The sequence below is a fragment of the Streptomyces sp. NPDC127084 genome, assembly GCF_042724175.1.
Classification (GTDB): Bacteria; Actinomycetota; Actinomycetes; order Streptomycetales; family Streptomycetaceae; genus Streptomyces.
This window is the reverse complement of sequence record NZ_JBHXFA010000006.1, coordinates 77,235-90,184: the sequence shown is the minus strand read 5'-3', so window position 1 is coordinate 90,184 and position 12,950 is coordinate 77,235. Positions and strand designations below refer to the sequence as shown.

The following is a 12,950-nucleotide window of genomic DNA, read 5'->3' as shown; positions in this document are numbered from 1 at the left end:
ATATACTTCTTCAGCGACCCACGCCGAGCGTGTCGCCGGCCCGCCCCCCCCCCGCAGGCGCCCCCCCCGCGCACCCTCCCGCGCCTGCAAAACCGCATATCAAGGGGAGGACTCACACCATGGGCGTCACGCTCGCCAAGGGAGGCAACGTCTCCCTCTCCAAAGCCGCACCCAACCTCACCCAGGTCCTGGTCGGACTCGGCTGGGACGCACGCTCCACCACCGGAGCGCCGTTCGACCTCGACGCCAGCGCGCTGCTCTGCCAGTCGGGCCGCGTGCTCGGAGACGAGTGGTTCGTCTTCTACAACAATCTGAGAAGCCCGGAGGGTTCGGTCACACACACCGGTGACAACCTCACCGGTGAAGGTGACGGCGACGACGAGTCGCTGACCGTGGACCTCTCCCAGGTGCCCGCCCACTGCGACAAGATCGTCTTCCCTGTCTCCATCCATGACGCGGACAACCGCGGCCAGACCTTCGGCCAGGTCAGCAATGCCTTCATCCGCGTGGTGAACCAGGCGGACGGCGAGGAGCTGGCCCGCTACGACCTGAGCGAGGACGCCTCGTCCGAGACCGCGATGATCTTCGGCGAGCTCTACCGGTACGGGGGTGAGTGGAAGTTCCGTGCGGTGGGGCAGGGGTACGCGTCGGGGCTTCGGGGCATCGCTCTAGACTTCGGGGTCAACGTTTCGTAAAGCCGGGCGCGGCGCGGGGGAGAGCGTTCTCGCGGGGTCCGTACAAACCGATGGGATAGTCAGTGGTCCTGAGAACTTTCGGCTGGTCGTTCGCCATCACGGCGCTCGGCCTCGCATTCGCCGCCTGGCAGTGGGGGTGGGAGGCGTTCGGGATCGTCCTGATCCTGTCGATCCTCGAAATCTCCCTGTCTTTCGACAACGCGGTCGTCAACGCCGGGATCCTGAAGAAGATGAATGCCTTCTGGCAGAAGATCTTCCTCACCATCGGCATTCTCGTCGCGGTCTTCGGTATGCGGCTGGTCTTCCCTGTCGCCATCGTCGCCATCAGCGCCAAAGTCGGCCCCATCGAGGCCGTCAACCTCGCCCTCGACGAACCCGAGAAGTACGAGGCGCTGGTCACCGACGCCCACCCGGCGATCGCCGCCTTCGGTGGCATGTTCCTGCTGATGATCTTCCTCGACTTCATCTTCGAGGAGCGGGAGATCAAGTGGCTCGGCTGGCTCGAGCGCCCGCTGGCCAAGCTCGGCAAGGTCGACATGCTGTCGGTCTGTATCGCCCTGATCGCCCTGCTGGTCACCGCGATGACCTTCGCGACCCACGCCCACACGAGCACCGGCTACGCGGACAAGTCCGCCACCGTGCTGCTCGCCGGTGTAGCGGGTCTGATCACGTACCTGATCGTGGGCGGCCTCTCCGGCTACTTCGAGGACAAGCTCGAAGAAGAGGAGGAGCGCGAGCACGAGGAGGAGGAGAAGGCGAAGGCCGAGGGCAAGCAGGTGTCCGCCGTCGGTCTGGCGGGCAAGGCCGCCTTCTTCCTGTTCCTCTACCTGGAGGTGCTGGACGCGTCGTTCTCGTTCGACGGTGTCATCGGCGCCTTCGCCATCACCAACCACATCTTCTGGATGGCCCTGGGCCTCGGTATCGGCGCCATGTACGTCCGGTCCCTCACGGTCTACCTGGTCCGCCAGGGCACCCTTGACGACTACGTCTACCTGGAGCACGGCGCGCACTACGCCATCGGCGCCCTTGCTGTGATCCTGCTCGTCACCATCCAGCACCAGATCAGCGAGATCATCACCGGACTGATCGGTGTGGTGCTGATCGCGGCGTCCTTCCTCTCCTCCGTGATGCGCAACAGGGCGCTGGCGGCCGAGGAGGCCAAGGTGAAGGAGCCGGCGGTCTAGGTCCTGTCCGGGGCCGCCCGCGCAAGGGAAGTTCCGTGCGCGCGAGTTCCGCGCACGGAAGTGTGACGTCCCCGGGAATGAGGAACGCTCTCAGCGGGGCGGCCAGGAGGTGGAAGCCTCCGGGCCGCCCCGGTGGCTTATGTACAGGCGACAGTCAGGGGTGGGGCATGGGGCTCTTGGACGGATGGTGGCGGGGTGGTGCGGCGGCGCAGTTCGACTCGGGGAGTGCCGCGACCAACTCCATCCAGCTGACCCGGAGGCATCCGCAGGTCTCCCTCAGCAAGCAGGGCGCCATCACCGGAAATCTCCGGGTGAACCTGTCCTGGCGGATGCGCACCTCGGATATCGAGGGCCGTTCGAGGCAGAGCGGGCGCCTGCTGCGTCACCCGTTCAAGCTGTTCCAGCCTGAGGTGGTCCAGGCACACACCCAGGGTGTGGTCAACGTGGACCTCGACCTCGGCTGCCTCTACGAGCTCGCGGACGGCAGCAAGGGCGTGGTGCAGCCGCTCGGTGGCTTCTTCGGCAGCCTGAACGAGCCCCCGTACGTCAGGCTCAGCGGCGACGACCGGTTCGGCGCGCCGTCGGGCGAGACGCTCTTCGTGAACCTCGACCATCGCGAGGACATCAAGCGTCTGCTGTTCTTCGTCTACATCTACGACCAGACCCCGGCTTTCGACCGCACACACGCCAAGGTCACGCTGTACCCGGGCAACGGGCCGCGGGTCGAGATCGAGCTTGATGAGCGCGCCCCGCAGGCGCGCTCCTGCGCGGTGTTCTCGCTGGAGAACGTGAAGGGCGAGCTGATCGTCCGCCGTGAGGTCAAGTTTGTCTACGGCTTCCAGGCGGAGCTCGACCGGCTGTACGGCTGGGGCCTCCAGTGGGGCCGGGGCTACAAGACCAAGACCTGAAAGCCCCGGTCCACTACCGGATGAACTGCGGGCCCATCGGGGGCAGCCTGAAGTCCGGGTCGGGCGCCGGTGCCGTCGCCGAGGCAGGCTGGGGATAGCCATAGCCGGGCTGCGCCGACGCGGGTTGTGCCGGAGCCGAGGGGTCGGACTGCTGCGGATAGCCGTACGCGGGCCCCTGCGCGGCGGGGACCGGCTGGGGGTAGCCATAAGCCGGCTGGGTCGATGGCGGCTGCTGCGGATAGCCGTACGTGGGGGCCGTCGTGGGCATCGGCGGCGGCGTGCTCATCGCCCGGGTGGCGTTCTGGTCCCCCGTGCTCTGCTGGGGCGGTACGGAGGACGAGGACGGCTCGGGGTGGGGCGCCGGGGCCTCCGGGGCCTCCGGGGCGGGAGTCTCGTCCACCGAGATACCGAAGGCCGTCGCCAGCCCGATCAGTCCGGTCGGATAGCCCTGCCCGACCGCGCGGAACTTCCAGCCGTCCCCACGCCGGTAGAGCTCACCGCAGATGATCGCGGTCTCCTCGCCGGTCTCCGCCCTGACGTCGAACACCGCCAGTGGTCCGCCGTCGGCCTGCGCCGCGTCGTACAGGGCGATCCGCAGGTCGCGCACCCCGGCGAAGCTGCCGCCGTCCGACGAGGCGGCCAGTACGACCTGGTCCACCGACGGGTCGAGCGCGCCGATGTCGGCCTGGACCGTGTCGGTCAGCCCGTCCGCCGCCCGCTTCTTCGGCATCAGCCGCACCAGTCCGGAAGGGTGCCGGGGCTGGTTGTAGAAGACGAAGTCCTCGTCGGCACGCACCCGGCCGTCGGGGCCGAGCAGCAGGGCCGACGCGTCCACATCGGGCACCCCTGGGCCGGGCGACCAGCGCAGCACGGCCCGTACAGCCGTCGCCGCGAGCGGTACGTTCGAGCCCTTCAACATCGCGTGCGTCATGACCGTAATCCTGCCTTCCCGCCCCCCGCGCGGACAACGCCGGGGCGGGTACGGGCATGGGCACGCCGTTACGCGGGCATTCTGAGTCGGGACGGACGAGTCGAGGATAGGCGGGAGTCTGCTGGGTGAGCCGGACCGGGCTGCCTGGTTTACCTCGATTTCATGTGCGCGGGGCTTCATGACACTTGCACCTACGTACTATTACCGGCCGATCACCTGATGAGGCCGCAACGGCAGTACGGGGGGAGACATATGCGTCATTTCGGGCACATCCCGGCTACTGTGCGGAAGGAACTGTTCTACAAGGAGCCGTCCGAATTCGGAGCCGACGCTCCGGCGAGGCTGCTCTCGGTCGCGCTCGGGGCCACGCTGTACAGCCCCGCGACCCGGCCCCGGCTCGCGGACGACATCCTCAAGCAGAGCGCGCGCGGTGTGGTCTCCATGGTGCTGTGCCTGGAGGACTCCATCGGCGACGCCGACGTGCCGAGTGCCGAGGAGAACCTCGTCCGGCAGTTCGCCGAGCTCGCGGCCCGCGGCACCGACGTGCCGCTGCTTTTCATCCGGGTCCGTGAGCCGGGCCAGATCCCCGACCTCGTCCGGCGCCTCGGCGACACAGCCCGGCTGCTGTCCGGATTCGTGCTGCCGAAATTCACCGAGGAGCGCGGCGGGGCCTTCCTGGACGCCCTCAGCGGTGCCGGGTCCGGGTCCACGGGCGGCCGGCAGTTCTACGCCATGCCGGTGCTGGAGTCACCCGAGCTGCTGCACCTGGAGACCAGGGCGGAGACCCTGGCCGGAGTCGCCCGTACCGTGGACAAGTACCGGGACCGCATCCTGGCCCTGCGCCTCGGTGTCACCGACTTCTGCTCCGCTTACGGCTTGCGCCGCTCGCCCGATATGACCGCCTACGACGTCAAGATCGTCGCGCATGTCATCGCGGACGTGGTCAACGTGCTGGGCCGCTCCGACGGCACCGGATTCACCATCACCGGTCCGGTGTGGGAGTACTTCCCCCGCCAGGAGCGCATGTTCAAGCCCCAGCTGCGCCGCAGCCCCTTCCAGGAAGTGCGGGCCGAGGAGCTCCGCACCACCCTGATCGAGCACGACCTCGACGGGCTGCTCCGGGAGATCGAGCTGGACCGCGCCAACGGGCTCCTCGGCAAGACCTGCATCCACCCCTCCCATGTGCTTCCCGTCCACGCGTTGTCGGTCGTCAGTCATGAGGAGTTCAGCGACGCGCAGGACATCCTTCGCCCGGAGCGGGGAGGTGGAGGAGTACTGCGTTCGGCGTATACGAACAAGATGAACGAGGTGAAGCCGCACCGGGCCTGGGCCGAGCGCACCCTCCAGCGCGCGGAGGCGTTCGGTGTCGCCCGGGAGGACGTCGGTTTCGTCGAGCTGCTCACCGCCGGGCTGGCCGGCTGATGCCGGGTGCCGTGTGGCGGCAGTGGCTGATGATGGAGAAAGAGCCGACTGAGGCAGAAGGACCGGCAGAGGAGAGCGGTACGGCAGTGGTGTGGTCGGGTAGCTGGGTCGCCCAGCGGCTAGGAGTCGAGCTCGTCGGCGACGACGGGCTCAGGGACGTGCTGGGATTGGCCCTGCGGCGCAATCCCAAGCGGGCGCATCTGCTGGTCTCGCAGGTGCTCGGCAAGCATGTGCCGCAGAGCCCGGCCATCGTGTACGGGCACGGGTACGCGCTCGGTGCGCGGGTGCGCGAGCTGCTCGGCGACGAGGAGGCCGCGCGTTCCCTGGTGCTCGGGTACGCGGAGACCGCGACCGGCCTCGGCCACGCGGTCGCGGACGGCCTCGCACTCGCGCCCTATCTGCACTCCACGCGGCGTCCTGTCGCGGGTGTGGCCAGGGCGGGCGGTTTCGAGGAGTCCCACTCCCACGCCACCTCCCATCTGCTGCTGCCGGAGGACCCCGCCCTGCTCGCGGGTGCAGGGCCCCTCGTCCTGGTCGACGATGAGTTCTCCACCGGTAACACGGTCCTCAACACCATCGGCGACCTGCACGAACGCCATCCCCGTACGCGGTATGTGGTGGTCGCCCTGGTGGATATGCGCTCGGCGGCGGACACCCGGCGGCTGGAGGACTTCGGGGCCCGGGTGGGAGCCCGGATCGATGTGGTGGCCATGGCCAAGGGCACGGTGAGGCTGCCGGACGACGTGCTGGAGCGGGGCCAGGCGCTGGTCGCCGAGTACGAGTCCGCGGGCAACGAGCCGGCGGCGTACGCCCCGGACCCCTACCACCCGGTGTCGTACGACCCGGACGCGTACCAGCCGGCGCCGTACGACCCGGCGGCGGTCCGCGTGCCGAGTCGTCCGTGCACCCGGGTGGACCTCGGCTGGCCCGCGGCGGTGCCCGACGGCGGTCGGCACGGTTTCACCCAGGCACACCGGGCCGCGCTTGAGCCCGCGCTGCCCGCCATGGCCGCCCGTATCGCCGACGCGCTCGGCCCCGCCGCCTCGCGGGGCAGGGTGCTGGTCCTCGGCTGCGAGGAGCTGATGTACGCGCCCCTGAGGCTGGCCCAGGCCCTGGAGAAGCGCGGCGGCGGCGAGGTGCGCTACTCGACCACCACCCGCTCCCCGGTGCTCGCCCTGGACGACCCCGGCTACGCGATACGCAGCCGGCTGGTCTTCCCCGCCCACGACGAACCGGCCGACGGCCCCGGTGAGCGGTACGCGTACAACGTGGCCGGTGGCGGCTTCGACGCGGTCGTGGCCGTGGTCGACTCGGCCGCCGACACCCCGGGGCTGCACGCCCCGGACGGGCTGCTGGCGCAGCTCTCGGCCCACATACCCCGGGTCGTTCTCGCCGTCGTCCCCAGTCACGTCCCCTCTGCCCCCCTCACCCCCGGAAGCCGGACCCCCGGAAAGGAACCCATGCTCCCCGAGCCCCTGCGCGGCCCCGCCTTCTCCTCCTACGCCCCCGAAGAGGTCGGCTGGCTGCTCCAGGACCTCTCGGACGCCGAGCTCGAGGCCCCCACCGAGGAGCGCGAGGAGGCGATACAGAGCGGCGGTGCCCACTACGCCGAGTCGCTGCCGGTCGAGTACCAGCCCAGCGTCGACTACCAGCGGCTCTTCCGCACCGCCCTGGACATGTCCGCCGCCCGGATCGCCCGCGCCGTCGGCACGGTCACCGAGACGGTGATCGCGGAGAGATCACCGCGCCCGGTGCTGGTCTCGCTGGCCCGCGCCGGCACCCCCGTGGGCGTGCTGATGCGCCGCTGGGCGCAGCGCCGCCACGGTCTGGACCTGCCGCACTACGCCGTGTCGATCGTGCGCGGTCGCGGTATCGACGCCAACGCGCTGCGCTGGCTCGCCGCCCACCACGACCCGGCCGATGTCGTCTTCGTGGACGGCTGGACCGGCAAGGGCGCCATCACCCGCGAGCTGGCCGCCGCGATCAGCGAGTTCAGCGGGTTCGACCCGGATATCGCCGTGCTCGCCGACCCGGGTGGCTGCGTCCGCACCTACGGCACCCGCGAGGACTTCCTCATCCCGTCCGCCTGCCTGAACTCCACGGTGTCCGGACTGGTCTCCCGTACGGTCCTGCGCGCCGATCTGGTCGGGCCGAACGACTTCCACGGCGCGAAGTACTACCGCGAGCTGGCCGGGGCCGATGTCTCCGGTTACTTCCTGGACACCGTCTCGGCCCGCTTCGACGAGGTCGCCGACACGGTGGACGCCGAGGCCAAGGAGCTGCTGGCGGCGGACCGGGCGCCCACCTGGGCGGGCTGGGCTGCCGTGGAGCGGATCAGCGAGGAGTACGGCATCCACGACGTCAACCTGGTCAAGCCGGGAGTCGGCGAGACCACCCGGGTGCTGCTGCGCCGGGTGCCCTGGAAGATCCTGGCCAAGCGGGGTGCGGGCGCGGACCTCGACCATGTACGCCTGCTGGCCGAACAGCGCGGGGTACCGGTCGAGGAGGCGGACGACCTGCCGTACAGCTGCGTGGGGCTCATACATCCGCGGTTCACCCGGGGAGCCACCGGTGTCGACGGCAAGGCGGTGGCTGCTCAGTGAGTGCCGACGCCGACCTGAACGTGAACATGAACGTGAACACGGACCTGAACGCGAACTGCCTGATCGCCAGTGACCTCGACCGTACGCTGATCTACTCCGCGGCGGCGCTCCACCTCACCATGCCGGACCCCGAGGCACCCCGTCTGCTGTGCCTGGAGACCCACAAGCACAAACCCCTGTCGTATGTCACCGAGACGGCGGCGGGCCTGCTCACCGCACTCGCACGCAGCGCGGTGTTCGTCCCGACGACCACGCGCACCCGTGAGCAGTACGGACGTATCCGCCTCCCGGGACCCGCGCCCAAGTACGCGATCTGTGCCAACGGCGGGCATCTGCTGGTGGACGGTGTCTCCGACCCCGACTGGCAGCGCACGGTCACGACCCGGATCGCGGGCGAGTGCGCCCCCCTGGACGAGGTCCGCCGGCATCTCCGGGCGACGGCCGACCCCGCGTGGGTGCTGAAGGAGCGGGTCGCCGAGAAGCTCTTCGTGTACCTCGTGGTCGAACGCGGGCTGCTCCCGGACGGCTGGACCGAAGAGCTGGCCGCGTGGGCGGAGCCGAGGGGCTGGACGGTCTCCCTCCAGGGGCGCAAGATCTACGCGGTGCCGAAACCGCTCACCAAGAGCGCGGCGGTCCGCGAACTGGTGCGGCGCACCGGTGCCGAGACGGTGCTGGCCGCCGGTGACTCGCTGCTCGACGCCGATCTGCTGCTGGCCGCGGACCACGCCTTCCGCCCGTCCCACGGGGAACTCGCCGAAACGGGCTGGACGGCGGCGCAGGTCACGGCGGTCCCGCAGTCGGGCGTCATGGCGGGCGAGGAGATCCTGCGCCGGCTGACGGCCTTGGCGGCGCGGCCGTCGCCGACGATGCCGTCGCGCATGGCGGCGACCGTACCGGCGCCCGGCCCGGCACCGGGTACGGCCGACACGCCCGTGACGACTTAGCCGGGCGACTTGAGGCGACGTCGGCGGGCCGGGCGGCGGCGGGTCAGCCGCAGCAGCCTCCACCGCAGCAGCCGCCGCCACCCCCGCCCCCACTGGAGGCGGCCGGGGCGGCGGCGCCTGCACTGCCGCCCACGGCGACGGCGGACAGCAGCTTGACGGTGTCGCCGTGCCCGGCCGGGCAGGCCGCCGGGTCGCCGGACTCGGCCATGGGCCTGCTCAGCTCGAAGGTGTCGTCGCAGGTGCGGCAGCGGTACTCGTAACGGGGCATGCCCCACAGATTAGCCGCCGCCCGCGCCCGCTCCCCGCCGTTCGCTGCGCAGCCGCTCCTCCGCCGCCGCCTCGTCGGGGTGGCGGGCCTTCCAGTACGGATTGTCGTGCGGGAGGGCGCTGCCGACCCTGCCGTACATACCGAACCACATCAGCATGATCCCGACGACAAAGCTGAAGATCACGTTCTGGATCTTGAAGTTCAGGAAGTTGATCTCGGTGTCCAGCATCCCCAGGCCGATGAAGCCGTTCAGGATGAACAGGATGCCGAGCACCATGTTCAGCGTGGAGGCGAAGTTCCCCCCGATGACCATGCCGGCGAAGAGCAGCAGTCCGACCAGGATGGACAGCACACTCAACGCGCCGTTGGTGTTGAGACCGGCGACGGTCGAGTCGCCGATGTCGAAGAAGCCGATGTTGTGGGTCAGGCCCAGGATCCCGAAGGCCACCAGGATCAGTCCCATGACCCCGGCGCCGATCCGGTAGACCTTGCTCAGGCGGTGGTCGACGGGCAGATGCTCGTCCAGCACGACGCGGATGCCGCCCTTGTGCTGCGAGGTCCCCTGTACGTGAGTGGATGCCATATCGGCCCCCTTCGGCCGTACGTACGTTCCTCCATGCTCCCTACAGCATCCGCCCGCACCCTTGGCCCGACAAATCAGCCCGACCGGTCAGGACCCGGTGCTGCGATCCCCGCGGATCCGTTCCACCACGTGGGCGACGCTCTCCCGCACGGCTTCCGTCTCCACCAGGAAGTGCCAGTAGTCGGGATGACGCCCTTCGAGACCGGCAACGGCCCGGTCCAGCCGTGCCACGGACTCGTCCAGCGGCCGGGCGTGGCGCGGATCGGGCGTGGCGCGCCCCTGCATCGCGAGCCGCTGAGCGTCGCGGATCGTGAACCGGGTGCGCTCGATCTCCTGCTTCGGGTCCTTCGCGACCGCGTCCAGCCGGCGCAGCCGGTCGCCCGCCGCCGACACGGCCTCATCCGTGCTGTTCAGCAGCGCCCGTACGGTCCCGAGCAGGGCAGTCGCGTCCGGCCAGCGCTGCTCGGTGCGCGCCTTGGCGGCCTCCGTGAGCTTCTCCTCGGCCAGCCGCACATGCTCGGCGGCTTGTACGGGCACCGGCTGGAGGTCCTGCCAGCAGGCGGCGCTGTAGCGGCGGCGCAGCTCGCTGAGGACGGGTTCGACACCGCTCGCGCGCGTGGTCAGCGCCTGCGCCCTGGTGCGCAGCGACACCAGGCGTTTGTCGATCTCGGCGGCCCGCTCTGGCAGCCGTTCCGCCTCGCCGCGCACCGCCTCCGCGTCCCGTACGACCCGGTCGGCGCGCTGCAACGTATCCGTCACCCCGTGCCGACCGGCTCCCTCGTTCAGCTTCGTCAGCTCGGGCGCCAGCGCGGCGAGCCGGGCGGCGAGATCGTCCGCCCGCAGCCCGGAGCCCCGTACGGCGTCGAGCGCGTCGCTCGCGCCCAGCAGAGCCTGCCTGGCCCGCTCCACGGCGGGCGCGAGCCTGGCCAGCTGCGTCTCCGCCGTGCCGAGCAGCGGCCCGAGCCCCTGCGCGAACCGGTCCAGGTCTCCCTTGACCCCTACCAGCTCGTCCTTGGCCCTGGTCAGCTCACCACGTGCACGGGCCGCTACGGAGGCGTCGAGATCGTCCCGGTCCAGATCGTGCGCGTCGACCGCCGTGATGTACCCATGGCTGACCTCGTCGATCCGGCGCCCCAGCTCGGCGAACTCCGCAGCGACCCGTCGGGCTTCCGGCGAACTGTCCACGGCCGTGATCGTCTCGATCGAGATCCGCAGATCACGCTGGGCCGTATCCAGCTCGTAGAACGCGGCGGCGGCGTCGTCCTTCGCCGCCTGGGCCTCGGCCCGCTGACTCTCCGCGCGCCCCCCGAACCAGCGGCGCGTACCGCCCCCGGAGAGCGACACGGGCAGCGCGGCGGCGGCCATGAGCAGCAACGGAACAGGCCACAGCACCAGCCCCAGCACATCGCGCGCGACACCCGCGCGGGCCTTGGCTCCGGCGTACGCCCGCGTGTGTGTCGCCCTCACATCCCGCTCCCGTGCCGTGTCCGCCCTGCCGGTTCAATTCTTCCACCAGCTATGGACGAACACACGGGCCCATCAGTTCGCCGCTCGTACGGAAATCTCACCGTCGTCGCACTTCGCGCTGATCACGTGCGGCCTCCGACCGTCCCACCGCACATCCCCCCCGAGGCGTCCCCTGCCCGCCGCCGCGTTCACCTTGTACGCCTGCGGCCGTTGTCGCATTCCCCGTCCCATCGCCCGGTGCCGGATCCGGTTTGCGGGATCCACCCGTGGGCCATGTACGCTGTTGCCTCATTCCGGGTGCGTAGCTCAGGGGTAGAGCGCTGCTCTTACAAAGCAGATGTCGGCGGTTCGAAACCGTCCGCGCCCACCAGCCCAAAGCCCCCGTAGCGGACCTGCTGCGGGGGCTTTTGACGGTAGAGATTGACGGCAGTCGCTCAGTCCCGGGCGCGCCGGCGACGCAGCAATCGGTCCATATGGCCCATCGCCTCACGCCTACCCTCGTCCGAGACGTGGGTGTAGATGTTCATCGTCACAGCGATCTGCGAGTGCCCCAGAATCTCCATGACCACCCGCGGCGCCACCCCGGCTGCGAAGAGTAGGGTCGCGCAGCCGTGCCGGGTGTCGTGCAGCCGGATACGCGGCAGGCCAGCCCCCTCAGAAACCCGCTCGAACGACCGGCTGAGGTTCCGCGGCTCGACCGGCCGGCCCGTGCGGGTCGTGAACACGTAGTCGCTGCGCTCCCAGGTGCTCCCCGCCGCGGTCCGCTGTTCGCCCTGTCGGAGCCGCTGCCACCGCAGTGGTGCCACGCACATCTGCGGGATAGGGATTGCACGGCTGCGGCGGTTCTTCGTCGTATCCGCGTACAACTCCCTCTGCACCCGCTGGAGCTGATTCCGTACGGTCAGCGTTCGCCGCTCCACATCGATGTCCGTCCAGCGCAGACCCAGGATCTCCCCGCGCCGCAGTCCCAGTGCCACGGCCAGAACGAACGCGGTGTAAAGCGGATCGGTGCGGGCCGCCTCCAGAAAGGTCAGGGTCTGCTCGAGGTCCCACGGGCGGAGCTCCCGCTGCTGGACGCGCGGAGCGGGGACAAGCTGGACGACGTTTCTGGTGATCAGCTCGTCCCGGCATGCCGCGGAGAGCGCGCTGCGCAGTACACGGTGGGACTCTTTGGCAGTGGCAGCCGACGCCTGGTCGGTCACGGTGGCAAGCATGCGACGCACATCCGCGACGCCCAGAGTCTCCAGCCGCTTGGAACCGATGGCGGGCACCAAGTAGCGGCGGACGTGTGTCTCGTACTTTGCGTACGTCGACTTCTTCCGCTCCTTGCGGACGTGCTCGTCCAGCCAGAAGGGGAGCCACTCGGAGAGCTTGGAGGAGCGGGTGGGCGTCGGGATGCCCTGGCGGTCGCGTCGCACCAACTCTTGGCGCTTGGTGTCGCACTCTTCCCAGGTGGCGCCGTAGACGGTCTTGCGCTTGCGGGTGCCGTCAGGTTGGGGGACATAGACGCGGGCTTCGTAGCGTCCGTCCTTGCGCTGCCAGATGCTGCCAGCGCCGTTCGGATTCCTCTTGCGTGCCATCAGGCAGCATCCTCCAACTGGTCATCGATAAAGGCCCGGAGCGAGTCGGCGGGCACGCGGCGGCACCGGCCGACCTTGATGCTCTTGAGCTGACGAGAACGGATGAGGTCGTAGACCTTGAAGCGGCTCATGCGTAGGGCCGCCATGACTTCGGGAACAGTGAGCGCCTGATGCGACGTGGGCAGGGCGGAGCTCATGCGGACATGCCTCCTGGGCTCAGCACGGGGCCACGCGGCCCCTTCTGGGGGATCCGCAACGTCCGCCACGCCGCAACATTGCTGGTCAGCGGCTTGAATCTGTGGCGGATGCTGGTCTTGTTGCGGATAGGTGGGCGCCCCCCGGGGGGGGGGGGGCCCGGGGGGGGG

12 protein-coding genes and 1 tRNA gene are annotated in these 12,950 nt (G+C 69.8%); 7 read left to right on the top strand and 6 right to left on the bottom strand.

All coding sequences use genetic code 11. From position 1 onward, the window contains the following. Window positions 1–119 precede the first annotated feature (119 nt). From ACFWI9_RS03165 to ACFWI9_RS03155, 3 genes are all read left to right on the top strand, one after another. The gene (locus ACFWI9_RS03165; protein WP_387158704.1) at window positions 120–695 is read left to right on the top strand and encodes a TerD family protein; all 576 of its coding nucleotides are present in this window, start codon (window positions 120–122) and stop codon (window positions 693–695) included. 62 nt (window positions 696–757) lie between these two features. Continuing rightward, window positions 758–1,879 carry a DUF475 domain-containing protein gene (locus tag ACFWI9_RS03160; RefSeq protein ID WP_387158702.1) on the top strand — a complete coding sequence of 374 codons (1,122 nt, stop codon included), beginning with the start codon at window positions 758–760 and terminating at the stop codon, window positions 1,877–1,879. Window positions 1,880–2,046: 167 nt separating this feature from the next. Continuing rightward, window positions 2,047–2,787, top strand: a complete 741-nt coding sequence (locus ACFWI9_RS03155) for a Tellurium resistance (RefSeq protein WP_387158701.1) — start codon at window positions 2,047–2,049, stop codon at window positions 2,785–2,787. Between the two features lie 13 nt (window positions 2,788–2,800). Here the strand turns inward: ACFWI9_RS03155 and ACFWI9_RS03150 are convergent, their stop codons facing one another. Then, window positions 2,801–3,718: a TerD family protein gene (locus tag ACFWI9_RS03150; protein ID WP_387158699.1), complete on the bottom strand. Its 918-nt coding sequence runs from the start codon at window positions 3,716–3,718 to the stop codon at window positions 2,801–2,803. Window positions 3,719–3,970: 252 nt separating this feature from the next. Between ACFWI9_RS03150 and ACFWI9_RS03145 the strand changes: the two genes are divergently transcribed. The 3 genes from ACFWI9_RS03145 to ACFWI9_RS03135 are packed head-to-tail and all read left to right on the top strand — an operon-like array spanning window position 3,971 to window position 8,687. Further along, on the top strand, window positions 3,971–5,140 hold the full coding sequence (locus ACFWI9_RS03145; RefSeq protein ID WP_387158698.1) for an HpcH/HpaI aldolase/citrate lyase family protein: 1,170 nt from the start codon (window positions 3,971–3,973) through the stop codon (window positions 5,138–5,140). 32 nt (window positions 5,141–5,172) lie between these two features. Next, window positions 5,173–7,743, top strand: a complete 2,571-nt coding sequence (locus ACFWI9_RS03140) for a phosphoribosyltransferase (protein WP_387158714.1) — start codon at window positions 5,173–5,175, stop codon at window positions 7,741–7,743. A 26-nt stretch (window positions 7,744–7,769) separates the two neighbouring features. After that, window positions 7,770–8,687 carry an HAD family hydrolase gene (locus ACFWI9_RS03135; protein WP_387158712.1) on the top strand — a complete coding sequence of 306 codons (918 nt, stop codon included), beginning with the start codon at window positions 7,770–7,772 and terminating at the stop codon, window positions 8,685–8,687. A gap of 43 nt (window positions 8,688–8,730) precedes the next feature. Here the strand turns inward: ACFWI9_RS03135 and ACFWI9_RS03130 are convergent, their stop codons facing one another. From ACFWI9_RS03130 to ACFWI9_RS03120, 3 genes are all read right to left on the bottom strand, one after another. Then, a complete protein-coding gene (locus tag ACFWI9_RS03130) occupies window positions 8,731–8,955 on the bottom strand; it encodes a zinc ribbon domain-containing protein (protein ID WP_387158697.1) in 225 nt (74 codons plus the stop codon). A 10-nt stretch (window positions 8,956–8,965) separates the two neighbouring features. Beyond that, window positions 8,966–9,538: a DUF4383 domain-containing protein gene (locus ACFWI9_RS03125; protein ID WP_387158695.1), complete on the bottom strand. Its 573-nt coding sequence runs from the start codon at window positions 9,536–9,538 to the stop codon at window positions 8,966–8,968. A gap of 87 nt (window positions 9,539–9,625) precedes the next feature. Beyond that, entirely contained in the window at window positions 9,626–11,005 is a 1,380-nt protein-coding gene (locus ACFWI9_RS03120; RefSeq protein WP_387158693.1) for a hypothetical protein, read from the bottom strand. Between the two features lie 295 nt (window positions 11,006–11,300). Between ACFWI9_RS03120 and ACFWI9_RS03115 the strand changes: the two genes are divergently transcribed. Then, window positions 11,301–11,375 (top strand) — tRNA-Val (locus ACFWI9_RS03115). Between the two features lie 64 nt (window positions 11,376–11,439). Here ACFWI9_RS03115 and ACFWI9_RS03110 read toward each other — a convergent pair. Further along, window positions 11,440–12,585 (bottom strand): tyrosine-type recombinase/integrase, encoded by a 1,146-nt coding sequence (locus tag ACFWI9_RS03110; RefSeq protein WP_387158691.1) that lies wholly within the window; start codon window positions 12,583–12,585, stop codon window positions 11,440–11,442. Continuing rightward, window positions 12,585–12,782, bottom strand: a complete 198-nt coding sequence (locus ACFWI9_RS03105) for a helix-turn-helix domain-containing protein (protein ID WP_387158689.1) — start codon at window positions 12,780–12,782, stop codon at window positions 12,585–12,587. Before ACFWI9_RS03105 ends, ACFWI9_RS03110 begins: the two co-directional genes overlap by 1 nt. Window positions 12,783–12,950 lie beyond the last annotated feature (168 nt).

Coding starts and splice junctions, on each gene's coding strand:
- ACFWI9_RS03165 (WP_387158704.1), top strand. CDS start 120: ATGGGCGTCACGCTCGCCAAGGGAGGCAACGTCTCCCTCTCCAAAGCC.
- ACFWI9_RS03155 (WP_387158701.1), top strand. CDS start 2,047: ATGGGGCTCTTGGACGGATGGTGGCGGGGTGGTGCGGCGGCGCAGTTC.
- ACFWI9_RS03150 (WP_387158699.1), bottom strand. CDS start 3,718: ATGACGCACGCGATGTTGAAGGGCTCGAACGTACCGCTCGCGGCGACG.
- ACFWI9_RS03145 (WP_387158698.1), top strand. CDS start 3,971: ATGCGTCATTTCGGGCACATCCCGGCTACTGTGCGGAAGGAACTGTTC.
- ACFWI9_RS03140 (WP_387158714.1), top strand. CDS start 5,173: ATGGAGAAAGAGCCGACTGAGGCAGAAGGACCGGCAGAGGAGAGCGGT.
- ACFWI9_RS03135 (WP_387158712.1), top strand. CDS start 7,770: ATGAACGTGAACACGGACCTGAACGCGAACTGCCTGATCGCCAGTGAC.
- ACFWI9_RS03130 (WP_387158697.1), bottom strand. CDS start 8,955: ATGCCCCGTTACGAGTACCGCTGCCGCACCTGCGACGACACCTTCGAG.
- ACFWI9_RS03125 (WP_387158695.1), bottom strand. CDS start 9,538: ATGGCATCCACTCACGTACAGGGGACCTCGCAGCACAAGGGCGGCATC.
- ACFWI9_RS03110 (WP_387158691.1), bottom strand. CDS start 12,585: ATGGCACGCAAGAGGAATCCGAACGGCGCTGGCAGCATCTGGCAGCGC.
- ACFWI9_RS03105 (WP_387158689.1), bottom strand. CDS start 12,782: ATGAGCTCCGCCCTGCCCACGTCGCATCAGGCGCTCACTGTTCCCGAA.